Origin of the sequence: Nocardia sp. NPDC056564 (assembly GCF_042793755.1) — a bacterium.
In the GTDB taxonomy this organism is placed as follows: domain Bacteria; phylum Actinomycetota; class Actinomycetes; order Mycobacteriales; family Mycobacteriaceae; genus Nocardia.
In genome coordinates, this window is record NZ_JBHTUR010000025.1 from 68,162 (window position 1) to 88,156 (window position 19,995).

General features: G+C 68.2%; 19 protein-coding genes and 1 riboswitch. Of the genes, 8 read left to right on the forward strand and 11 right to left on the reverse strand.

Annotated features, from left to right (window positions below; translation table 11 throughout):
- Positions 1–49: 49 nt before the first annotated feature.
- Entirely contained in the window at positions 50–1,255 is a 1,206-nt protein-coding gene (locus ACFQ9K_RS39670) for a lipid-transfer protein (protein WP_378714801.1), read from the reverse strand.
- A gap of 376 nt (positions 1,256–1,631) precedes the next feature.
- Between ACFQ9K_RS39670 and ACFQ9K_RS39675 the strand changes: the two genes are divergently transcribed.
- Positions 1,632–3,284: a purine-cytosine permease family protein gene (locus tag ACFQ9K_RS39675; RefSeq protein ID WP_378714799.1), complete on the forward strand. Its 1,653-nt coding sequence runs from the start codon at positions 1,632–1,634 to the stop codon at positions 3,282–3,284.
- A gap of 51 nt (positions 3,285–3,335) precedes the next feature.
- On the opposite strand, the gene ACFQ9K_RS39680 is transcribed toward ACFQ9K_RS39675, so the two are convergent.
- From ACFQ9K_RS39680 to ACFQ9K_RS39690, 3 genes are all read right to left on the reverse strand, one after another.
- The gene (locus ACFQ9K_RS39680; RefSeq protein WP_378714797.1) at positions 3,336–3,980 is read right to left on the reverse strand and encodes a TetR/AcrR family transcriptional regulator; all 645 of its coding nucleotides are present in this window, start codon (positions 3,978–3,980) and stop codon (positions 3,336–3,338) included.
- A gap of 50 nt (positions 3,981–4,030) precedes the next feature.
- A complete protein-coding gene (locus tag ACFQ9K_RS39685; RefSeq protein ID WP_378714920.1) occupies positions 4,031–5,197 on the reverse strand; it encodes an MFS transporter in 1,167 nt (388 codons plus the stop codon).
- Positions 5,198–5,509: 312 nt separating this feature from the next.
- The gene (locus ACFQ9K_RS39690) at positions 5,510–6,499 is read right to left on the reverse strand and encodes a GlxA family transcriptional regulator (protein ID WP_378714795.1); all 990 of its coding nucleotides are present in this window, start codon (positions 6,497–6,499) and stop codon (positions 5,510–5,512) included.
- A 126-nt stretch (positions 6,500–6,625) separates the two neighbouring features.
- Here ACFQ9K_RS39690 and ACFQ9K_RS39695 point away from each other — a divergent pair, with 126 nt between their 5' ends.
- A complete protein-coding gene (locus tag ACFQ9K_RS39695) occupies positions 6,626–7,519 on the forward strand; it encodes an NAD(P)-dependent oxidoreductase (protein WP_378714793.1) in 894 nt (297 codons plus the stop codon).
- A 101-nt stretch (positions 7,520–7,620) separates the two neighbouring features.
- Here ACFQ9K_RS39695 and ACFQ9K_RS39700 read toward each other — a convergent pair whose 3' ends face one another.
- Together ACFQ9K_RS39700 and ACFQ9K_RS39705 are read right to left on the reverse strand one after the other, a co-directional pair.
- Complete coding sequence (locus ACFQ9K_RS39700; protein WP_357386468.1) at positions 7,621–8,838, reverse strand: NADP-dependent isocitrate dehydrogenase; 1,218 nt, start codon at positions 8,836–8,838, stop codon at positions 7,621–7,623.
- Positions 8,839–9,144: 306 nt separating this feature from the next.
- Positions 9,145–10,647, reverse strand: coding sequence for an MFS transporter (locus ACFQ9K_RS39705; protein WP_378714791.1), 1,503 nt, complete (start codon positions 10,645–10,647; stop codon positions 9,145–9,147).
- Between the two features lie 127 nt (positions 10,648–10,774).
- Here ACFQ9K_RS39705 and ACFQ9K_RS39710 point away from each other — a divergent pair, with 127 nt between their 5' ends.
- The 3 genes from ACFQ9K_RS39710 to ACFQ9K_RS39720 all read left to right on the forward strand — a co-directional run bounded on the left by ACFQ9K_RS39710 (position 10,775) and on the right by ACFQ9K_RS39720 (position 14,232).
- Positions 10,775–11,482, forward strand: coding sequence for a TetR/AcrR family transcriptional regulator (locus ACFQ9K_RS39710; RefSeq protein WP_378714790.1), 708 nt, complete (start codon positions 10,775–10,777; stop codon positions 11,480–11,482).
- 51 nt (positions 11,483–11,533) lie between these two features.
- Positions 11,534–11,644, forward strand: a riboswitch (SAM riboswitch).
- 93 nt (positions 11,645–11,737) lie between these two features.
- Positions 11,738–13,075, forward strand: coding sequence for a bifunctional o-acetylhomoserine/o-acetylserine sulfhydrylase (locus ACFQ9K_RS39715; RefSeq protein WP_378714788.1), 1,338 nt, complete (start codon positions 11,738–11,740; stop codon positions 13,073–13,075).
- Between the two features lie 38 nt (positions 13,076–13,113).
- Positions 13,114–14,232, forward strand: a complete 1,119-nt coding sequence (locus tag ACFQ9K_RS39720; protein ID WP_378714918.1) for a homoserine O-acetyltransferase — start codon at positions 13,114–13,116, stop codon at positions 14,230–14,232.
- A gap of 24 nt (positions 14,233–14,256) precedes the next feature.
- Here ACFQ9K_RS39720 and ACFQ9K_RS39725 read toward each other — a convergent pair whose 3' ends face one another.
- Positions 14,257–14,919, reverse strand: a complete 663-nt coding sequence (locus ACFQ9K_RS39725; protein ID WP_378714786.1) for a TetR/AcrR family transcriptional regulator — start codon at positions 14,917–14,919, stop codon at positions 14,257–14,259.
- Between the two features lie 164 nt (positions 14,920–15,083).
- Here ACFQ9K_RS39725 and ACFQ9K_RS39730 point away from each other — a divergent pair, with 164 nt between their 5' ends.
- The gene (locus ACFQ9K_RS39730) at positions 15,084–16,034 is read left to right on the forward strand and encodes an oxygenase MpaB family protein (protein ID WP_378714784.1); all 951 of its coding nucleotides are present in this window, start codon (positions 15,084–15,086) and stop codon (positions 16,032–16,034) included.
- A gap of 173 nt (positions 16,035–16,207) precedes the next feature.
- Here the strand turns inward: ACFQ9K_RS39730 and ACFQ9K_RS39735 are convergent, their stop codons facing one another.
- Positions 16,208–16,453, reverse strand: a complete 246-nt coding sequence (locus ACFQ9K_RS39735) for a DUF3017 domain-containing protein (protein WP_378714916.1) — start codon at positions 16,451–16,453, stop codon at positions 16,208–16,210.
- A gap of 173 nt (positions 16,454–16,626) precedes the next feature.
- On the opposite strand from ACFQ9K_RS39735, the gene ACFQ9K_RS39740 reads away from it, so the two are divergent.
- Together ACFQ9K_RS39740 and ACFQ9K_RS39745 are read left to right on the forward strand one after the other, a co-directional pair.
- On the forward strand, positions 16,627–17,172 hold the full coding sequence (locus ACFQ9K_RS39740) for a carboxymuconolactone decarboxylase family protein (protein ID WP_378714783.1): 546 nt from the start codon (positions 16,627–16,629) through the stop codon (positions 17,170–17,172).
- 64 nt (positions 17,173–17,236) lie between these two features.
- The gene (locus ACFQ9K_RS39745; protein ID WP_378714781.1) at positions 17,237–17,701 is read left to right on the forward strand and encodes a tRNA (cytidine(34)-2'-O)-methyltransferase; all 465 of its coding nucleotides are present in this window, start codon (positions 17,237–17,239) and stop codon (positions 17,699–17,701) included.
- A gap of 22 nt (positions 17,702–17,723) precedes the next feature.
- On the opposite strand, the gene ACFQ9K_RS39750 is transcribed toward ACFQ9K_RS39745, so the two are convergent.
- The 3 genes from ACFQ9K_RS39750 to ACFQ9K_RS39760 all read right to left on the reverse strand — a co-directional run bounded on the left by ACFQ9K_RS39750 (position 17,724) and on the right by ACFQ9K_RS39760 (position 19,970).
- Entirely contained in the window at positions 17,724–17,954 is a 231-nt protein-coding gene (locus ACFQ9K_RS39750) for a DUF167 domain-containing protein (protein ID WP_378714779.1), read from the reverse strand.
- A complete protein-coding gene (locus ACFQ9K_RS39755) occupies positions 17,911–18,948 on the reverse strand; it encodes a DUF4349 domain-containing protein (RefSeq protein ID WP_378714778.1) in 1,038 nt (345 codons plus the stop codon). Before ACFQ9K_RS39755 ends, ACFQ9K_RS39750 begins: the two co-directional genes overlap by 44 nt.
- Positions 18,949–19,043: 95 nt before the next feature.
- Complete coding sequence (locus ACFQ9K_RS39760) at positions 19,044–19,970, reverse strand: M48 family metalloprotease (protein WP_378714776.1); 927 nt, start codon at positions 19,968–19,970, stop codon at positions 19,044–19,046.
- Between the last annotated feature and the right edge of the window lie 25 nt (positions 19,971–19,995).

The following is a 19,995-nucleotide window of genomic DNA, read 5'->3' on the forward strand; positions in this document are numbered from 1 at the left end:
GAGATGACTCCTCGTCGAAATTCGTTGTGCGAGTTGAGCGGTCAGCGAGTTATCGGTCGGCGCGCCGGTAGGCGGTCACGACCGCGGCGCCGCCGAGGCCGATGTTGTGCTGCAGGCAGGCGGTGACGTCGTCGACCTGACGCTTGTCCGCGGTGCCGCGCAGCTGCCAGGTGAGTTCGGAGCACTGCGCCAGACCCGTCGCGCCGAGCGGATGCCCCTTGGAGATGAGGCCACCGGACGGGTTCACCACCCACTTGCCGCCGTAGGTGGTCAGGTTCTCGTCGATCAGCTTTCCGGCCTCGCCGGGACCGCAGAGGCCGAGCGCCTCGTAGGTCAGCAGCTCGTTCGCCGAGAAGCAGTCGTGCAGCTCGATGACCTGGAAGTCCTCGGCGCCGAGCCCGGCCTGCTCGTAGACCTTGCGCGCCGCCTGCACGGTCATGTCGTAGCCGACCAGGTTCTTGGCGGTCTCGTCGAAGGTGGACTTGTAGTCGGTGGTCATCGCCTGTCCGACGATCTCCACCGCCTGCGCGGCCAGATCGTGCTTGTCCACGAACGCCTCGCTGGCCAGGATCACCGCGCCGGAACCGTCGGAGGTGGGCGAGCACTGCAACTTGGTGAGCGGGTCGTAGATCATCCGCGCGCCGAGGATGTCGTCCATCGAATACTCGTCCTGGAACTGCGAGTACGGGTTGTTCACCGAGTGCTTGTGGTTCTTGTAGCCGATCTTGGCGAAGTGTTCGGCGGTGGTGCCGTACTGCTTCATGTGCTCACGGCCCGCCGCGCCGAACATCCACGGCGCCACCGGGAACAGCACCTCGGAGATCTCGGCGAGCGCCATGATGTGCCTGGCCATCGGCTGTTCGCGGTCGTCCCAGGTGGAGCCGAGCGAGCCGGGCTGCATCTTCTCGAAGCCGAGGGCCAGCGTGCACTCGGCCAGCCCGCCCCGAATCGCCTGTGCCGCAAGGTAGAGCGCGGTCGAGCCGGTGGAACAGTTGTTGTTGACGTTGACCACCGGAATGCCGGTCATGCCGAGCTCGTAGACCGCGCGCTGGCCGGAGGTGGATTCGCCGTACACATAGCCGACGTAGGCCTGCTCGACCAGGTCGTAGGCGATGCCCGCGTCGGCGAGCGCCTTGGTCCCGGACTCGCGAGCCATATCCGGGTAGTCCCAATCGGTGCCGTCTTCGTTCTTGCGGCGGCCCGGCTTCTCGAACTTCGTCATGCCGACGCCGACGACGTAGACCTTGTTCGCCATCGAACTCCCTCACGTTGTGCCTGCGCCGCCCGCAGGCGGGCAGCGGTGAACCGATCCATCCGGATCCAGCTGGAAACAAACATACAGAGATGTATGTAAGTACGCAAGGGTGTCACCGTGGCCACCGGTTGCGCGCACTGAATTACCAGGTGGTAGCACCACTCCGGAGACATACAGGTGAAGGTGTATGTATCGCCAGCCCAGGGTGGTACGCAGCGGTTTTCCGGGCCGCACCCCGTTGCCGACGCCAGTGCTGTGACGCGCCTCACCGCCGCCGATGCCGTAACAGCCGCGTAATCGTTCGGAAATTCCCCGTCCACAACCGTGTACGACCGTCGAATGGTTGCAGTTAACGGTGCGGGGATGAGGAGTAAACGTGGTCGAGCTCGATACCCGGTCGTCGAATTCCGACGGGATCGCCGCAGCGAAGGAAACACTCGAGGACTACACGCTGCGCTTCGCGCCACGCAGCTACCGGAAATGGAGCCCGGCCGTCGTCGGCATCTCCGCCCTCGGCGGCATCGCCTACCTGGCCGACTTCGCCATCGGCGCGAATATCGGCATCGCGCACGGCACCGGGAACGCGCTGCTCGGCATCGGTTTCTTCGCGATCGTCATCATGGTCACCGGATTTCCGCTCGCCTATTACGCGGCGCGCTACAACCTCGATCTCGACTTGATCACGCGCGGTAGCGGATTCGGTTATTTCGGCTCGGTGCTCACGAATGTGGTTTTCGCCTCGTTCACCTTCATCTTCTTCGCGCTGGAGGGGTCGATCATGGCCCAGGGGCTGGAACTCGGCCTCGGCGTACCGCTGTGGCTCGGTTATCTGGCCTCGACGCTGCTCATCTTCCCGCTGGTCATCTATGGCATGAACACGCTGGCCAAGCTTCAGGTCTGGACGACTCCGCTGTGGCTGCTGCTGATGGTGCTGCCGTTCGGGTTCCTGCTGGTGCGTCACCCCGACTCGGTCTCGTCGTTCTTCGCCTACGGCGGCGAGAACGGTTCCGGGGTAAGCGTTTCCGGCACGCTGCTGGCCGCGGGCGTGTGCCTGTCGCTGATCGCGCAGATCGCCGAGCAGATCGACTACCTGCGTTTCATGCCGCCGCGCACGCCGGAGAACGCGCGCAAGTGGTGGGGCTGGATGCTGCTCGCCGGTCCGGGCTGGGTGGTGTTCGGCGCGCTCAAGCAGGTGGTCGGACTGTTCCTCGCGGTCTATCTGATCGCGAATCTGCCTGCCGCGCAGGGCATCGCGAATCAGCCGGTGCATCAGTTCCTGGAGATCTACCGGGACATGGTGCCGGGCTGGCTGGCCATGACGCTGGCCGTGGTGCTCGTGGTGATCAGCCAGATCAAGATCAATGTCACCAACGCGTATTCGGGGTCGCTGGCCTGGACCAACTCCTACACCCGGGTGACCAAGAGCTACCCTGGCCGGCTGATCTTCCTCGCGGTGAACCTGGTGATCGCGCTGATCCTGATGGAAGCCAACATGTTCGACTTCCTCAACAACATCCTCGGCTTCTACGCCAACTGCGGCATCGCCTGGATCGTCACCGTCGCCACGGATATCGCGGTCAACAAGTACCTGCTGAAGATCTCGCCGAAGCGGCCGGAGTTCCGCCGCGGCATGCTCTACGACTTCAATCCGGTCGGGCTGGTCGGATTCGGGCTCTCGGCGGTGCTGTCGATCATGACGTTCTTCGGGGTCTTCGGCGAGCTGCTGAAGCCGTACTCGCCGATCGTCGCGCTGGTGGTCGCGTTCGTCGCCACCCCGCTCACCGCGATCGCCACCAAGGGCAAGTACTACCTGCGGCGCACCGACGACGGCATCGACCTGCCGATGTTCGACGAACACGGCAACCCGTCCGGCGAGACGCTGACCTGCCACGTCACCGGCCTGGAATTCGAACGCCCGGACATGATCGCCTCGGCGGTCCCCGGCCCGGCGGGCGAGATCCAGTACATCAGCTCGCTCGCCCTCTCCACCGACAAGGCCGGCGACCACCTACTCCCCCGGCAGCACTGACCCGCGAGCGGGACGTGACGGAGGCGAACGCCGCCGCCGTGTCCCGCTCGGTCATTCGGTAGCGCGCACGTCGGCGAGGGCCGCCTCGGCGATATTGCGCAGGTGGGCGGTGGCGCGGCGCCACCGACGCCGGGCGCGTTCGTTGTCCGGGTCGACGAAGTTGGAGATGAGGATGCCGCGCAGCGCGTCCATCGCGGTGTAGATGAAGTCGCGGGCCTCTTTGCGGCGGATCTCGTCCGGGACGAAACGGGCGACGGCCATCAGGACGGCGTTGTTGACGAACGGCTCGACCTTCTCCATCGCGGCGGCCAGCACCGGGTCGGTGCGGCCGGCCACCCACAGTTCGACGGTCGCGATGAACAGCGGACCCTGATGCAGCTCCCACAGGAATTCCAGCGCGGCGGCGACCGGATCGTCGCCGCGCTCCACCCTCGCCATCTCGCGCATCGCGGTCTCGGCGCGCAGTTGGGCCAGGTGGCTGATCGCGGCCACGACCAGATCGGTCTTGGAGCCGAAGTGGTGTACCTGGGCGCCACGGGTGACGCCGGCGCGTTCGGCGACCCGCGGCGTGGTGGTGCCCGCGTAGCCGTATTCGACCAGACAGTCGACGGTCGCGTCGAGCAGCCGGGTGCGCATCTCGGTGCTGCGCTGTTCCTGGGTGCGGCGCTGCGGCTTCGCCACTTCGATCCTGGCCATCCGGCGATTCTACACTTACATACAGCTCTGTATGTTGCCGCGGCGCCGGGTCAGGCGACCAGTGCCGCCGCCGCGACGAGGCGGGCGTCGCGCCGGGCCACGGCGACCGTGATCGCGAACAGCAGCACGCCGACCACGGCGAGGCCGGCCCCGACCACGGCGGGCGCGGTGTAACCGAGTCCGGCGGCGATCACGGCGCCGCCGAGCCACGCGCCGCCGGCGTTGGCGATGTTCAGCGCGGCGTGGTTGAGCGCGGCGGCGAGGGTCTGCGCCTCGTGCGCCACGTCCATCAGCCGGGTCTGCAACCCGGGCGCCAGCGAGGCGCCGGTCGCGCCGACCAGGAACGCGCCGATCGCGGCGGTGTACGGATTGTGCGCCGCGGCAACGAAGACCGCGAGGATGACGGCCATGCCGATCATCGAGGCGTAGATCGCCCGATCCACGCCCCGGTCGGCGAGCACGCCGCCGACGATGTTGCCGACCACCATGCCGACGCCGAACAGCATCAGCACGATCGGCACCAGTCCGGCGGACATGCCCGCCACACCGGTGAGCGTCGTGGTGATGTAGGTGTAGACGGCGAACATGCCGCCGAAGCCGATCGCGCCGACCAGCAGGGTCAGCAGCACCTGGGGACGGCGCAGGGCGCCGAGTTCGGTCACCGGATTGGTCATGGTGATGCCGGTGAGCTCCGGCACGAAGCGGATCAGCGCCGCCACCGTCGCCAGCCCGATCACCGCGACCACCACGTACGCGTCGCGCCAGCCCAGATGCTGGCCGAGCCAGGTGGCTGCGGGAACGCCGACAACATTGGCGGCGCTCAATCCGAGCATAACCGCGGCAACCGCTTTGGCGCGCTGCCCCACCGGCGCGAGGGTGGCGGCGGCCAGCGAGGCAACGCCGAAGTAGGCGCCGTGCGGCAGGCCGGAGACGAACCGGGCGAGCACCAGGGTGTGGAAGGTCGGGGCGAGCACGGTCGCCACGTTGCCCAGGGTGAACGCCGTCATCAAGGCGATGAGCAACTTCTTGCGGGAGGCCCGGGCGAACACGGCGGCGATGACCGGCGCGCCGATCACGACGCCGAGCGCGTACGCCGACACCGCGTGCCCCGCGGTCGGCTCGGATACCCGCATGGCGCGCGCGATGTCCGGCAGCAAACCCATGGTGACGAATTCTGTTGTGCCGATACCGAACCCGCCGAGCGCCAGCGCGAGCATGGCAGGCACATGCCACGTCGTCCGCGCGGCCTCGGGGCGTGCGGGGGCCTGGGTGGCGAGGGGTGTGGTCACGTATCCATGAAACGCTTCTCGGTGTGGTTTCGCTTCCCGAGTAAACGTGAGTTGAAACACCATGCCGTAAAGAAAACGTGCAGGTCAGAATGTAAAACCGCACATTAGGGACACCCAGGCCGCGCGACCTGGCAAATTCCATTTGGAAACAATTGGGTACACCACGCCGGCTCGGACACCCGGGCGACCGGATGTGGGCAGCGTCTCCCGGCCCCGGATTCGCTTACCGCGCCGGGAAATTCACGCGGAGCGTTGTTCGAAGGTGCGCCGGTATTCGACCGGCGTGACCCCGACGACCGCGGCGAAGTGCCTGCGCAGGTTGGCGGCGGTGCCGAGGCCGCACATCCGGCTGATCCGATCGATGCCGAAATCGGTGGACTCCAGCAGGGATTGCGCGCGGGCCAGGCGCTGGGTCAGCAGCCACTGCTTCGGCGTCGAGCCGATCGACTGCCGCAGCCGCCGGTGGAAGGTGCGCGGACTCATGGTGGCGCGCGCGGCGAGCAGCTCGACGGTGAGCGGCTCGTCGAGGTGCGCGCGGGCCCATTCCAGCGCCGGGGCCAGATCCGCCTCGGCGCGCGCGGCGACGGACAGATCGACGAACTGGGCCTGGCCGCCGGTCCGGTTCGGCGGCGCCACCAGCCGCCTGGCCAGCCGGTTCGCCGCGGCGGCGCCGAAGTCGCGGCGGACCAGGTGCAGCGAGAGATCCAGCGCGGCGGTCATTCCGGAGCTGGTGAGGATGTCGTCGTCGTCCACGTAGAGCGTGGACTCGTCCACCTCGACGGCGGGAAACCGGCGCGCCAGCACCGCAGCGTGCTCCCAGTGCGCGGTGACCCGTCGTCCGTTCAGCAGGCCCGCCGCGCCCAGCACGAAGGCGCCGTTGCACAGCGCGACCATCCGCGCGCCGCGCCGATGCGCCTCGACCAGGGCGTCGAGCAGCTCCGGCGGCACCGGGCGATCGTCGGTGGCGCAGTCGTAGGCGATCGACGGCACGAAAACGGTGTCGGCCGAGACCAATTCGGCCACGCCGTGCTCGGCGCGCAGGAACGCGCCGTGCCCGATGGCGGATTCGCCGACCTCCGGGAGCACCGAGCAGATCCGCAGGTCGTACCAGGGATCGGCGATATCCGGCTGGGGTGTGCCGAAAACCGCGCCGACCACGCCGAGTTCGTAGAGGTCCCAGGGATGCAGCACACCGGGTGTGACGGCGATGGCGACGGTATGGCCGGTCATGCCCGCCAGGATATGGCGGGAACCGTTCGCCGCTCGTCGGTCCCGCCACTCGCGCGATCCGTCCGGCCCGCGAAAACTGAGCACCGGGCGCCCACCCGACGAACTCACGGATCTACGGAGGAACGCATGACCAGCGATCACACCCCCGCGCGGGTGACGGTGCTCGGGCTCGGGCGGATGGGTTCGGCGATCGCCGAGCGCTATCTGCGGGCCGGCTACCCGACGACGGTGTGGAATCGGACGCCGGGGCGGGCACCGCATCTGGACGAGCTCGGCGCCGAACGCGCCGAATCCCTCACCGCCGCACTCGCGGGCGGCGAGCTGATCGTCGCCTCGCACATCGATACCGCGGGCGTGGCGGCCCTGCTCGGCACGGTCCCCGACGCGGTGGCCGGGCGCACGGTGCTGAACGTCTCGACCGGTCGTCCCGCCGACGCCCGCGCCCTCGCGACGTGGATCGCCGCACGCGGCGGACGATTCCTGGACGGCGCGATCCTCGGCATGCCCGCGACCCTGGGCACACCCGGCGCGCTGATTCCGTACAGCGGGTCGGCGGAGGCGGCCGACGAGCACCGCGCGACGATCGCGGAATTGGGTGCCGCGAGCTACCTCGGCGCCGACGCCGGACTGGCGGCACTGCACGACATGGCGGTGCTCGCAGGCATGTACGGCATGTTCGGCGGCTTCTTCCAGGCGACGGCGATGCTCGGCGGCGAACCGACCACGGCACACCGGCTCACCACCGAGTTCCTGGTGCCGTGGCTGCGCGCGCTGCTCGACGTCCTGCCCACCCTGGCCGCCGAACTCGACGCGGGCGAGTTCGCGCCGACCTTCGCGAGCATCGCGGAGATGGGCGCGGTGCTGGAGACGATCCGCGGCGTGAGCCGCGGGCAAGGCGTGCCCACCGACCTGCTCGACCCGATGCAGCGACTGCTCGAGACCGGCGTGGCACACGGCTTCGGCGCGGACAACTTCACCCGCGCCGTGCCGGTGCTGCGCGACACCCCGGTCCCGGCCTGACCGGAAAAACAGTCCGGGCACCCGTACCACGACGTGGTGCGGGTGCCCGTAAGGTCATCCCCCGGCGCCGGAGTAACGTCCAGCGCCGGGATATTCGCTGGTCAGCGCAGGGCGCGGGCCAGGTTGGCGTCGAGCGCGCCGAGGAATTCCTCGGTGCTCAGGTAGCCCTGATCGCCACCGACGAGCGACGCGAGGTCCTTGGTCATCTGACCGCCCTCGACGGTCTTGATGACGACATCCTCGAGGGTCTGGGCGAAGCCGATGACCTCGGGGGTGTTGTCCAGCTTGCCGCGGTGCTCGAGCCCGCGCGTCCAGGCGAAGATCGACGCGATCGGGTTGGTGGAGGTCGGCTTGCCCTGCTGATGCTGGCGGTAGTGCCGGGTGACGGTGCCGTGCGCGGCCTCCGCCTCACAGGTCTTGCCGTCCGGGGTCAGCAGCACCGACGTCATCAGGCCGAGCGAGCCGAAGCCCTGCGCCACGGTGTCGGACTGCACGTCACCGTCGTAGTTCTTACAGGCCCAGACGTAGCCGCCCTCCCACTTCATGGAGGAGGCGACCATGTCGTCGATCAGGCGGTGCTCGTAGGTCAGGCCCGCCGCGTCGAACTGGGTCTTGAACTCGGCATCGAACACCTCCTGGAAGGTGTCCTTGAACATGCCGTCGTAGGCCTTGAGGATGGTGTTCTTCGTGGACAGATACACCGGGTAGTTCTGCTGCAGGCCGTAATTGAACGAGGCCCGCGCGAAATCGATGATCGAAGCCTTGAAGTTGTACATGCCCATGACGACGCCGCCGTCTTCCGGCATCTTCACGACCTCGTGCTGGATCGGCTCGCTGCCGTCCTCCGGCGTGAAGGTGATGGTGACCGAGCCGGCCTGATACACCTTGAAGTCGGTGGCGCGGTACTGGTCGCCGAAGGCGTGACGGCCGATGATGATCGGCTTGGTCCAGCCCGGCACCAGGCGCGGAACGTTGGAGATGATGATCGGCGCACGGAAAATGGTGCCGCCGAGAATGTTGCGGATGGTGCCGTTGGGCGACCGCCACATCTTCTTGAGACCGAATTCCTCGACGCGCGCCTCGTCCGGGGTGATGGTGGCGCACTTGACGCCGACGCCGTGGCGCTTGATCGCCTCGGCCGCGTCGACGGTGACCTGATCGTCCGTCTTGTCCCGGTATTCGATGCCCAGGTCGTAGTACTCGAGATTCACATCGAGATACGGGTGGATCAGCTTGTCCTTGATGAACTGCCAGATGATCCGGGTCATCTCGTCGCCGTCGAGTTCGACGACGGTACCTTCAACCTTGATTTTGGACATGGATCTTCGTGTCCTCCTAGGATGGTGCCCTCATTGCACGGCCAGGTGAACACGCTTGTGAGCGGACCCCAGCTGTTCCAACAGACAACGTATATGCCCCGCGTTGTCCGCGAGACGTGTGGTGCAAACAAGACAAGCGTACTGCTGCCGATGATCGTGGTGTGCTGGCAGCCCCCCGAGTGAGAACCCCACGAACTTACTGACTGGTAGGTCATTCCGCAATTCGTCGCTCGTCACACCCGACGACCTCGGTCCGCGCATCGCCGAGCTGGCGATACGCGGACCGAGGGATGGTGCGGGAAATTCTCAGACGCCGACGTGGACCGGGCGCGCCCCGTCCTCGGAACCTTCGATCAGGTTCTCCGGCCGGTCCCGGATCATGAACGCGATGACCGGAACGGCGGCGAGGAAGAATCCGGCGCCGACGTAGAACGCCACGTCGTAACTGTGGATCGAGGCGCGGGCGATCAGGTTGTCGATCGTCGCGTGGCTCTCCGCGTAGGACTTGGCGGTCTGCACCGAGATGGTGGTCAGCAGGGCCGTGCCGACCGCGCCGCCGACCTGTTGCGCCGCGTTCAGCAGCGCGCTGGCCACGCCGGAGTCCGCCTCCTCGACCTGGTGCAGTGCGACGGTCTGCATGCCGACGAACAGCGGACCCATGCCGAGCGCGATCAGCACCTGCGCGGGCAGCACGCTGGTGGCGTAGCTGTCGCCGAAGCCGAGCTGGGCCAGCCACAGCAGGCCGAGCACGCCGAGCACGGCGCCGGCCACCATCAGCGGACGCGGGCCGAGCTTCGGCAGCAGCGCGCTGGTGATACCCGCGGAGATCGCGATGCCGGCCGGGAAGGGCAGGAACGCGAAGCCGGCCTTGAGCGAGGAGTAGCCGAGGGTGATCTGGAAGTAGTAGCTCAGGAACAGGAACATCGCGAACATGGCGATCGGCACGAGCAACGCCGCGAGGAACGCGCCGCCACGGTTGATCTCACCCGGAATGTGCAGCGGCAGCAGCGGATTGGCCGAGCGCCGTTCGATCATCACGAAGGCGATCAGCAGCGCGGCACCGGCGATGAGCAGGCCCAGGGTGCTGCCGGCCAGCCAGCCGTCCTCGGCCGCGCGGCTGAAGCCGTAGACGATCGAGATCAGGCCGAGCGTCACGGTGACCGCGCCGGGCACGTCGTAGCCGCCGGTGCGCGGGGCAGGCACGTCCCTGACCACCCAGGCCAGCGCGCCGACCAGGGCGAGCAGCGCGATCGGGGTGTTCACCAGCAGGCACCAGCGCCAGGAGGCGTACTCGGTGAGCGCGCCGCCGGCGATCAGGCCGAGCGCGGCGCCACCGGCGGAGATGCCGGCGAACACGCCGAACGCGGTGGCTCGTTCGCGCGCCTCGGTGAAGGTCACCGACAACAGCGACAACGCCGCGGGGGCGAGCAGGGCCGCGAACGCACCCTGCAGCGCGCGTCCGGCGAACATCTCCGCGCCGTTCTGCGCGAGCCCGGCAAGTGCCGACGCGGCGGCGAAACCGACCAAGCCGACGATGAACATCCGCCGTCGGCCGAGGTAGTCGGCCAGCCGGCCGCCGAGCAGCAGCAGGCCGCCGAAGATCAGCGTGTAAGCGGTCAGCATCCACTGCTTGTTGCCGTCGCTGATGCCGAGGTCCTGCTGCGCGAAGGGCAGCGAGATGGTCACGATGGTGGCGTCCAGCACCACCATGAGCTGGGCCAATGCGATCACGCCGAGGGCGAACCAGCGTGCCGAACTGCCTTGTTTCTGGGGAACTTCTACCGCTTGCGCAGTGTCGGTCACGGTCATCTCCTCTTCGTTCGAACTCGGTGGCTATCCTGTCAGTAAGCGACATTTGGCGTCAAGAGCAAAATGTCGCAGTACGACATTTGGCGGTTAAAGACACGAAAACTCTGGGTTGCGATAAGGTGGGAACATGCTCGAGTCACCGACGCCGACGGGCACGACTGCCGCAGCGGAGACCCCCGCGAACGCCCATCCCGGCCTGCGCGAACGCAAGAAGCAGCAGACCCGGTTGCGGATCATCGAGGTCGGGCTGAACCTGTGCGACACACAGGGTTTCGACGCGACGACGGTCGAGCAGATCGCCAACGCCGCGGACGTCTCGCCGCGCACGATCAACCGGTACTTCGACAGCAAAGAGGACATCGTGCTCGGGCCGGTGCAGGACTTCGGCCAGGCCGTGGCGCAGACGCTGCGCGAACTACCGGCCGGCGGCAACGAGCTGGAATCGCTACGTACGGCGTTCCTGCGGGTGATCGACCGAGCCGTCAGCGAACCCGGCGGCGGGCCGGTCTCGTTCCGGCAGTTCCAGCAGATGCAGCGGATCGTGCGCAGCAGCCCCGCGGTCAGCGCGCGCAGCATCGAGCACGCGGACAACAAGAACATCGCCATCGCCGCGGTGGTCGCCGAACGACTCGGCACCACGCCCTGCGCGCTGCCGGTGCGGCTGATCCTCGGCACCTGGCAGCTCATCGGTCACCTCGCGATGGAGTGCGGCGAGAGCATGTTCGACCACGACGATCTGCACGATGCCGCGACCGCGGGGCGCAACTCGTTCTGCGCGGCGTACGACGAGTTCATCCGGGTCTGCGGCGGCGCGCGGACCAGCACTTCCGGCTGAGTTCGCGGATAGGTTTCGGCCGCTGCGGGGCGGCCGGTTATGATTCCCTGAGGTCATGAGTGCCAGCGCGAAGCCCCGGCTTGCTGGACGGCAACCCTCCAGCAGCGGTGGGGTGCTCCGGGTGATGACCGGGCTCTCGAAGGTCGAGAGCAAGCGCGCTTTCAGGAGGTTCCCGAAATGTGTTGTTGTACTTCGCCCAAATCCCGATAACCCCCGTAGTTCTGGCGAACAACCCTTTTCTTTGGAGCAAAGCTCATGAGTGATTCCACCGTGCCCGCGGCCGACGTCGATCCCACCGCGCAGTGGTCCTTCGAGACCAAGCAGGTGCACGCGGGGCAGGCCCCCGACGGCGCCACCGGCGCCCGGGCCCTGCCCATCTACCAGACCACCTCGTACGCCTTCCGCGACACCGACCACGCCGCAGCGCTGTTCGGGCTCGCCGAGCCGGGCAACATCTACACCCGGATCATGAACCCCACCCAGGACGTGGTCGAGCAGCGCGTCGCCGCGCTCGAGGGCGGTGTCGCGGCCCTGCTGCTGGCCTCCGGTCAGGCCGCGGAGACCTTCGCGATCCTGAACCTGGCGTCCGCGGGCGACCACATCGTGTCCAGCCCGCACCTCTACGGCGGCACCTACAACCTCTTCCACTACTCGTTGCCCAAGCTCGGCATCGAGGTGTCCTTCGTCGACGATCCCGACGACCTGGATCAGTGGCGGGCCGCGATCCGCCCGAACACCAAGGCGTTCTACGGCGAGACCATCGCCAACCCGAGCAGCGCGATCTTCGACATCCCCGGCATCTCCGCGATCGCGCACGACGCCGGGCTGCCGCTCATCGTGGACAACACGGTGGCCACCCCGTACCTGATCCAGCCGCTGGCGCACGGCGCCGACATCGTCGTGCACTCGGCGACCAAGTACCTCGGCGGGCACGGCTCGGCGGTGGCCGGGGTGATCGTCGACGGCGGCAACTTCGACTGGACGGTGACCGACGCGCAGGGCCTGCCCCGCTTCCCCGGCTTCACCACACCGGACCCGAGCTACCACGGCGCGGTGTTCGCCGATCTCGGCGCGCCCGCCTTCGCACTCAAGGCGCGCGTGCAGTTGCTGCGCGACCTCGGTTCGGCCATCTCGCCGTTCAACGCGTTCCTGATCAGCCAGGGCATCGAGACGCTGAGCCTGCGGGTCGAGCGGCACGTGGCCAACGCCAAGGCGGTGGCCGAATTCCTGACCGAGCAGCCGGACGTCACCAAGGTGATCTACGCCGGCCTGCCGGATTCGCCGTGGTACGAGCGCGCGCAGCAGCTGGCGCCGAAGGGGCCGGGCGCGATCGTCGCCTTCGAGCTGCGCGGCGGTGTCGATGCGGGCAAGAAGTTCGTGGACGGATTAGCCCTGCACAGCCATGTGGCTAACATCGGAGATGTGCGCTCCCTCGTGATTCACCCCGCGTCGACCACACACTCACAGCTGACACCCGAAGAGCAACTGCTCGCCGGCGTCACTCCGGGTCTGGTCCGCTTGGCGGTGGGCATCGAGGGAATCGAGGACATCCTGAGCGATCTGCGTGCCGGTTTCGCGGCGGCGGCGACGTGACCTCCAGTACCGAACCGAGTTTCGCCCGTTCGTCCGGGGTGGCCCTGCCACCCCCGGACGGGCGGCTCGGCATCATCGCCATCGGCGACGTCAAGCTGGAGAGCGGCGCGGTCATCCCGCAGGTGCACCTCGCCGTGCAGCGCTGGGGCGAGCTGTCCCCCACGCTGGACAACGTGGTGCTGGTCGAGCACGCGCTGACCGGCGACTCGCATGTGGTCGGCCACCCCGACGACATCCACCCGCTGCCCGGCTGGTGGGACGGGATGGTCGGGCCAGGCTGTCCGCTCGACACCGACGAGTGGTGTGTGATCGCGACGAACGTGCTCGGCGGCTGCCAGGGCAGCACCGGACCGTCGACCCTGGCGCCGGACGGAAAGCCTTGGGGCTCGCGGTTTCCGGAGATCTCCATCCGCGACCAGGTGGCGGCCGAGGCGGCCCTGCTGGACCGGCTCGGCATCGAGCGGCTGGCCGCCGTGGTCGGCGGGTCGATGGGCGGCATGCGGGTGCTGGAGTGGATGGTCGGCGCGCCGGACCGGGTCGGCTCCGCGCTGGTGCTGGCCGTCGGCGCGCGTGCCACCGCCGACCAGATCGGCACCCAGACCACCCAGATCGCGGCGATCAAGGCCGACCCGGACTGGCAGGGCGGCGACTATCACGACACCGACCGCGCGCCGATGACCGGCATGGGCATCGCCCGGCGGATCGCGCACCTGACCTACCGCACCGAGGACGAGCTGGATCACCGGTTCGAGAACGGCGCGCAGGGCGCCGAGGATCCGTGGCGCGGCGGCCGGTACGCGGTGCAGAGCTACCTGGACCATCAGGCCGACAAGCTGTGCGGGCGCTTCGATCCCGGCACCTACGTGCTGCTGACCGAGGCGATGAACCGGCATGACATCGGCCGTGGGCGCGGCGGGGTGCGGGCGGCGCTGGCCGCCACGCCGGTGCCGTGCGTGGTCGGCGGGGTCGACTCCGATCGGCTGTATCCGCTGCGCACGCAGCAGGAACTCGCCGAAGGACTGCCGGGGTGCGACGGGCTGGAGGTCGTGCACTCGCGGGACGGGCACGACGGGTTTCTCACCGAGGCCGCCGCGGTGTCGAAGCTGCTGACCGAAACGATGCGGCTGGCCCAGCAGCACCGTCGGCCCAACGGCTGAATTCGGCTCGGGCGCTCGGAAACGTTATGCGCCTGCGTCTTTCGGTGGCGCGCCGACCAGTAGGCCGACGATCGCGTGGACGAAGCCCTCGAGCCGTTCGCGCGGGTATTCGTCGGGCTCGCTGACCGCCAGCCGGCCGAGCATCTCGGCGACCTGGAGCAGCGAGTTGGTGAGCAGCGCGGAATCCACTCCGGCCCATCGGGGTTCGAGCGCGGTGCCGATGCGGACCAGCGCTTCGGCCTGATCGAAGATGCCCGCGCGCGAATTGCGCAGCGCCTCCCGGTATTCGTCGGGTGCGTTGCCCGGTCCGGCCAGGATCAGCCGCCAGCGGGTCGGATTCTCCAGTGCCACACCGACGAACGCCTCCACCGTGGCCGAGGCCGCGACCACCGGGTCGGCGCCCATCAGGTCGGTCGGCAGGGTCTCGGCGACCTGCTCGAGGCCGCGCTCGCGCTCGCGTTCCAGCAGTGCCGCAACGAGTTCCGCGCGGGTCTTGAACACGGTGTAGAGCACCGGCTTGCCGACGCCCGCGGCCTGCGCGACCGCCTCCATGCTCAGCTCGTGCAGTTCCACCCGGCTCAGCACCGCGAAGGCGGCGTCGAGCAGCTGGGCCCGGCGCTGCTCCGGCGGCAGGCGTGGCGCATAGCGCCGGCGCGGCCGGTCCGCCGCGGCGCGCGATGTGGTCACTGCCCCTCCACCTCCATGCGGTCCATCCTGACAGCATTGCGGCTCGATCCCGAATCCGTCCGGACACAAATGCTACGCAACCGTTGTATTCAATGCGAGCAATTGCTACGGTTGCGTTGTATTCACCCCCGGGTGCCGGGGCGATCACCGCAAAGGAGCACGTGATGCACTTCGATCCGACCACCCTGCGCCGGGACGACTACGGGTTCTTCGGTCCTGATTCGCCCAGCTGGAAGGTCTGGACCGCGCCGACCGCGGTCATCGGCTTCCAGCGCGCCGTCGTGCTCGAGCACTTCGACCCGTTCCTCACCGCGGCCGTCGCCGACTCGCGCGGCATCTACAGCGATCCACGCAAACGCCTCGATCACACGTTCTCCTACTTCCTGATCGCCGCGATCGCCGACGGGCGCACCGCCATTCAGGCGGCCGAGCACCTGATGCAGATCCACGCGCCGATGACCGGCATCGAACCGATCAGCGGAAACCGCTACAGCGCGAACAGCCCGGACACCCAGCTGTGGATCCACATCACCGGTTGGCATTCGGTGCTCAAGGCCTACGAGGTGTTCGGCCCCGGCTTGACGCCGGCGGAGGAGACGCGATTCTGGCAGGAGTGCGCGATCGCCGCCGAGTTGCAGACCTGCAAGCCCGAGGATGTGCCACGCTCGCGCGAAGAGGTGCGCGCGTACTTCGAGCGGGTGCGGCCCCGCCTGTGCACCTCCGAGCGAGCCGAGGAGGGCATGCACCATCTGCTGTGGACCTCGCCGCGCAACGGTGCGGGTCTGTCGTATTACGTTGGCAGCAGGCTGCTTTCGCTCGCCTCGGTGGCGACCCTGCCGAAGTGGATGCGCAAGCTCGGGCGGTTCGATCGCTGGGGCATCATCGATCTCGCGGTCCGGCTGCCCGCCAAGGTGCTGGTCTGGGGCTTCAGCCGGTTCAACTCGTTCGGGCTGCTGGTCGCCGCGCCGTTCATCGCGCCGATGGCGGGGCAGATCCTGAAGGAGCACATCAACGCCGCGCCGCCGGCCCGGCCGACGACGGTCACCCCGGCCGAGGCCCGCGCCCTGCACGGCAGTCGATCCGGACGCGCGGCACTGGTCGCCGAGCCGGCCTGAGTTTCGGGCTTCGCCCGCCGCATCGAGGGGTGCGCCGGACGATTCACCGAATTGACCTCCCCACCGCGAAATCCCCGCCACCACGGACACTTTCGCCACCGCCGCACACCTCTTGATTTCCCGCACACGCAATCGCCGGCGATTCGGTGTGCGGGAAGTCGGAAGGTGTGCGGCTAGCCGATGCCGAGGGTGTTGATGGTGGCGGCGATGAAGACGATGGCGGAGCCGAGCAGGGTGAGGGCGCCGACGTCGAAGGGCTTGCTGCGGACGGCGAGGAGGCCGACCCGGGCGGTGGGCAGGCACAGGCGGAATGCCGCGGCCAGCAAGGTGGCTCCGCCGAAGAACAGCGCGCCGCGACGCCATCGATCCTGCGCCACGAACACGATCGCCACCGCGATGACCAGCGTCACGAGCACCATCGGCAGGTGGCTGCGCAGGAACTGGGAGCCCAGGTTGCCGCCTGCCCGCTGGCCCGCGGTGGACGTGTCGGCTTCGGTCACCCCCCGATTCTTACAGACGCCACCTACCGCCGCCCCTACTACAACTCGTAGTTTGTAGGTAGAGTCGATTTGTCCGATCTAGGAGGTGGGTAATGAGAGCCTTGACCCGAATCCGGCACTACCTGACGGCGATGCGAAAAGCCAAGCGGCACAGATCAGATCTGGTCGGCTGGTTGGTGCGCCGGCCGCAGATCTTGGTCGGCACCGGCGTGTTCGAGACCGCACTGCTGTTCAGCAACCGGCTGGACCCGAAGCTCAAAGAGCTGGCCGAACTGAAGACCGCGGGTCTGGTGAACTGCGAATTCTGCCTCGACATCGGCTCGGCTCTGGCCCAATCCTCCGGTCTCACCGAACAGCAGCTCGCCGACCTCCCGCGCTACCGGACCAGCACCGCCTACACCGAACTGGAAAAGCTGGTCATCGCCTTCGCCGAGGCGATGACCGCCACTCCGGCCATCGGTCTCGACGATCTGCGCGCCGACCTGCTGACCCACCTGTCGAAAGCGCAACTCGCCGAACTGGCCTCGGCCATCGCCTGGGAAAACCAACGCGCCCGGCTCAACCAGGGCCTCGGCGTGCGCCCGACCGGCATGGCCGAGGGCGGCATGTGCGCCCTCCCCGAACGCTCGTCGAACTGACGGCAACAGCGGGGAGCAATGGGCCCGCGCGGCGAGCGCGCCCGCGCCTGATTGACTGTCTGCCGTGTTCCGACTGATGTTTCATGAGCCCGCGATTCCCGGGAATACCGGAAATGCGATCCGACTGGTCGCTGGGACCGGGTGTGAGCTGCACTTGGTCGAGCCGTTGGGGTTCGATCTCTCGGAGGCGAAGCTGCGCCGGGCCGGGCTGGATTACCACGACCTGGCGTCGGTGACGGTGCACAAGGATCTCGCGGCGGCGTGGGCGGCGGTGCGGCCGGAGCGGGTGTTCGCGTTCACCACGCAGGCGACGACGAGCTACGCGGAGGTGGAGTACCGCGAAGGTGACGTGCTGCTGTTCGGCACCGAGCCGACGGGGTTGCCCGCGGCGGTGCTCGAGGATCCGCAGGTCACCGCGCAGCTGCGCATTCCGATGCTGCCGGGGCGGCGGTCGATGAATCTGTCGAACGCCGCGGCGGTCGCGACCTACGAGGCATGGCGGCAGCTCGGCTTTCCCGGCGGAGTGTGAGAACGCCTGCCGCACAGGTCGTTCAGCGATCGATGGCGAAGCGTTTGTGGCGCGAAGTAGCGCCGGCCGACAGGCGGACGGCGCTCTTCGGGACTCCGTAGTGTTCGGCGAGCAGTTCGATGGCGGCCCGGTTGGCCTTGCCTTCGACGGCGGGGGCGCGCACGTACAGCTGGAGGGTGCCGTCGTCGAGGGTCTCGACGAGCGGGCCCTTACGGCTGTTCGGTTTTATGATCGCCCGGACCGTCTCCGGCACTCCGCTCTCCTGTCGCCGCGCTGCCCGCGGGTGCCGTAACCGGCGCGGCCGCTGCGCTTTCCGCGGGTGCGGGCCGCGGACCCGCCGGTGCCGATTCTGCCCGATCACGCTTGCCGCGCCGCAGCACCGCGCGCACGACGCCCCAGATCACGGCGGCCAGCACCACCAGGAAGCCGAGCCACGGCAGCGCCTTGCCGGTGAACACGACCGCGTCCTTCAGCCAGTCCACCAGCGAGTTCCAGCCGGTGACGATGCCCTCCCAGAAGTTGTCGGCGCGCTCCTCCTGCGCCTTGGTCGTCGCGGTGGTGATGTCGATCGTGAGGGTGGACAGCGAGACCTCATCGTCGAGGTGCTTCTTCTGCGCGGTGAGACTGTCGAGCTCGCCCTGGCGGCTGGACAGCGCCTGCTCGGCGTTGAGCAGGTCGGCGGTGTTGGTCGCGCCGGCGATGAGCCCGCGCAGCCGGTCGACGGAGGCCTGCAGCGCCTTGATCCTGGCGTCCAGGTCTTCCCACTGCATGGTCACGTCGTCGCGGTTGGTGTGCACCCGGGTGATCCGGCCGAGGCCGCCGAGCCCGTCGATGAACGCGTCGGTCTTGTCCGCGGGCACCCGGACGGTGAGCGTGGCGCTGGGATCGTTGTCGTCGGTGCCGGGCTGTTCGGTCCGGCTGTCCACCCGGCCGCCGGCCTCGCGCACCCGGTCGGCGATCCGGCTCGCCGCGTCGATCGGCTTGCCCGCCGTCATCTCGACGCTGCCGGTGACGACTTCCTTACGCGCGGTGACGGTTTCACCGCTGCCGGTGTTGTTGTCCTTGCGCGCCGGCCCTTGATCACGCAACCCCGGTGGCGTCGCCGCTGGGGCGGGCTCCACGGTGGCGTAGGTCTCGGGCCGTCCCGGTGACGGCGGGACCCGCTTGGCATTGTCGTTGTTGCTGCCACAGCCGACGAGCAACGTCAGACCGAGCAGACCGATGCACAGCACAGCAAGCTTCCGCATATTTCGCACAGTAGCCCCTCCAACTGCGCGAACGGCCCGACATAACCGTTCTCTAGATGGCTTCTAACACTTCTCTAAAAGTGTGGGCGGCCAGGTCATTCGCGGAGCCGGAGTTTTATCTTCCGGATCCGTGCGGCCAGGGGCGGATGCGTCCCGTAGAGACTGACCCGCAGCGCGATCAGCGGGGGCAGCGGCCGGTCGTCCCAGCGGCGCAGGGCGGCGGCCAGCGCGCGGCCGTAACCGAGGTCGACCGAGACCCGGTCGGCGGCGAATTCGTCGCGCCGCTGCTGTGCGCTCCTGGTCAGCGGCTCCACGACCAGCAGGGCAACGATCACCAGCGCGGCGGCGAGCCCCACGATCGGCGTCAGCACGACGGCCACGGCCGGCAGCGACCCGACCGCCACCACCAAGCGGACGTACAGCGCGAGCGGACCGAAGAGGCCGGCTATCCGCCCGGCCTTTCGGCACAGCGCCCACATGACGCGGCCGGGCAGCGCCAGCCAGGTGTCGAGCAGTCGCACCCGGGGGTCGACGTTGATGTGGTGTCCGAGTTCGTGCGCGAGCACCGCTTCGAGGTGCCGCGGTTTGAGCCCGGCGAGCGCCGAACTCGTCACCGCGACAATGCGACTCGGCACGGCGTAGGCGTTCGGCTCGGCGGATTCCTCCACCCAGAGCGAGTACGGCCAGCCGTCCAGGCCGGGCGCGCTGGTGACCTTCGTCCAGGCGGCGGCGAGGCGTTCGTCTTCGGGCGGGATCGGGCGGCGGAACTTGAAGGTCTTGGCGAATCGCTCGCGGCTCGGGGTGAACCAGGCCATGTCGAAGAGGATTATCCCGAAGAACACCCACACCACCGCGGCGGTGATCGCCAGCCAGATTCCCGCCCACGCACCGAGGGTGAGAATGATTGCCACACTGAGCAATACCGTGGGCACGGCGAGCATCAGCGTCACCCCCACCGCCAGGTAGCCGGTCGAGCGGGTGCGGGCACGCTGAGGCGAGCCGGCGGTTGACGGCGCAGGCATGGTAGCTCCCCGATGTGTCGAACGG

Coding starts and splice junctions, on each gene's coding strand:
- ACFQ9K_RS39670 (WP_378714801.1), bottom strand. CDS start 1,255: ATGGCGAACAAGGTCTACGTCGTCGGCGTCGGCATGACGAAGTTCGAG.
- ACFQ9K_RS39680 (WP_378714797.1), bottom strand. CDS start 3,980: ATGGCCAGGATCGAAGTGGCGAAGCCGCAGCGCCGCACCCAGGAACAG.
- ACFQ9K_RS39685 (WP_378714920.1), bottom strand. CDS start 5,197: ATGCTCGCGCTGGCGCTCGGCGGGTTCGGTATCGGCACAACAGAATTC.
- ACFQ9K_RS39690 (WP_378714795.1), bottom strand. CDS start 6,499: ATGACCGGCCATACCGTCGCCATCGCCGTCACACCCGGTGTGCTGCAT.
- ACFQ9K_RS39695 (WP_378714793.1), top strand. CDS start 6,626: ATGACCAGCGATCACACCCCCGCGCGGGTGACGGTGCTCGGGCTCGGG.
- ACFQ9K_RS39700 (WP_357386468.1), bottom strand. CDS start 8,838: ATGTCCAAAATCAAGGTTGAAGGTACCGTCGTCGAACTCGACGGCGAC.
- ACFQ9K_RS39705 (WP_378714791.1), bottom strand. CDS start 10,647: ATGACCGTGACCGACACTGCGCAAGCGGTAGAAGTTCCCCAGAAACAA.
- ACFQ9K_RS39710 (WP_378714790.1), top strand. CDS start 10,775: ATGCTCGAGTCACCGACGCCGACGGGCACGACTGCCGCAGCGGAGACC.
- ACFQ9K_RS39715 (WP_378714788.1), top strand. CDS start 11,738: ATGAGTGATTCCACCGTGCCCGCGGCCGACGTCGATCCCACCGCGCAG.
- ACFQ9K_RS39730 (WP_378714784.1), top strand. CDS start 15,084: ATGCACTTCGATCCGACCACCCTGCGCCGGGACGACTACGGGTTCTTC.
- ACFQ9K_RS39735 (WP_378714916.1), bottom strand. CDS start 16,453: ATGGTGCTCGTGACGCTGGTCATCGCGGTGGCGATCGTGTTCGTGGCG.
- ACFQ9K_RS39740 (WP_378714783.1), top strand. CDS start 16,627: ATGAGAGCCTTGACCCGAATCCGGCACTACCTGACGGCGATGCGAAAA.
- ACFQ9K_RS39755 (WP_378714778.1), bottom strand. CDS start 18,948: ATGCGGAAGCTTGCTGTGCTGTGCATCGGTCTGCTCGGTCTGACGTTG.
- ACFQ9K_RS39760 (WP_378714776.1), bottom strand. CDS start 19,970: ATGCCTGCGCCGTCAACCGCCGGCTCGCCTCAGCGTGCCCGCACCCGC.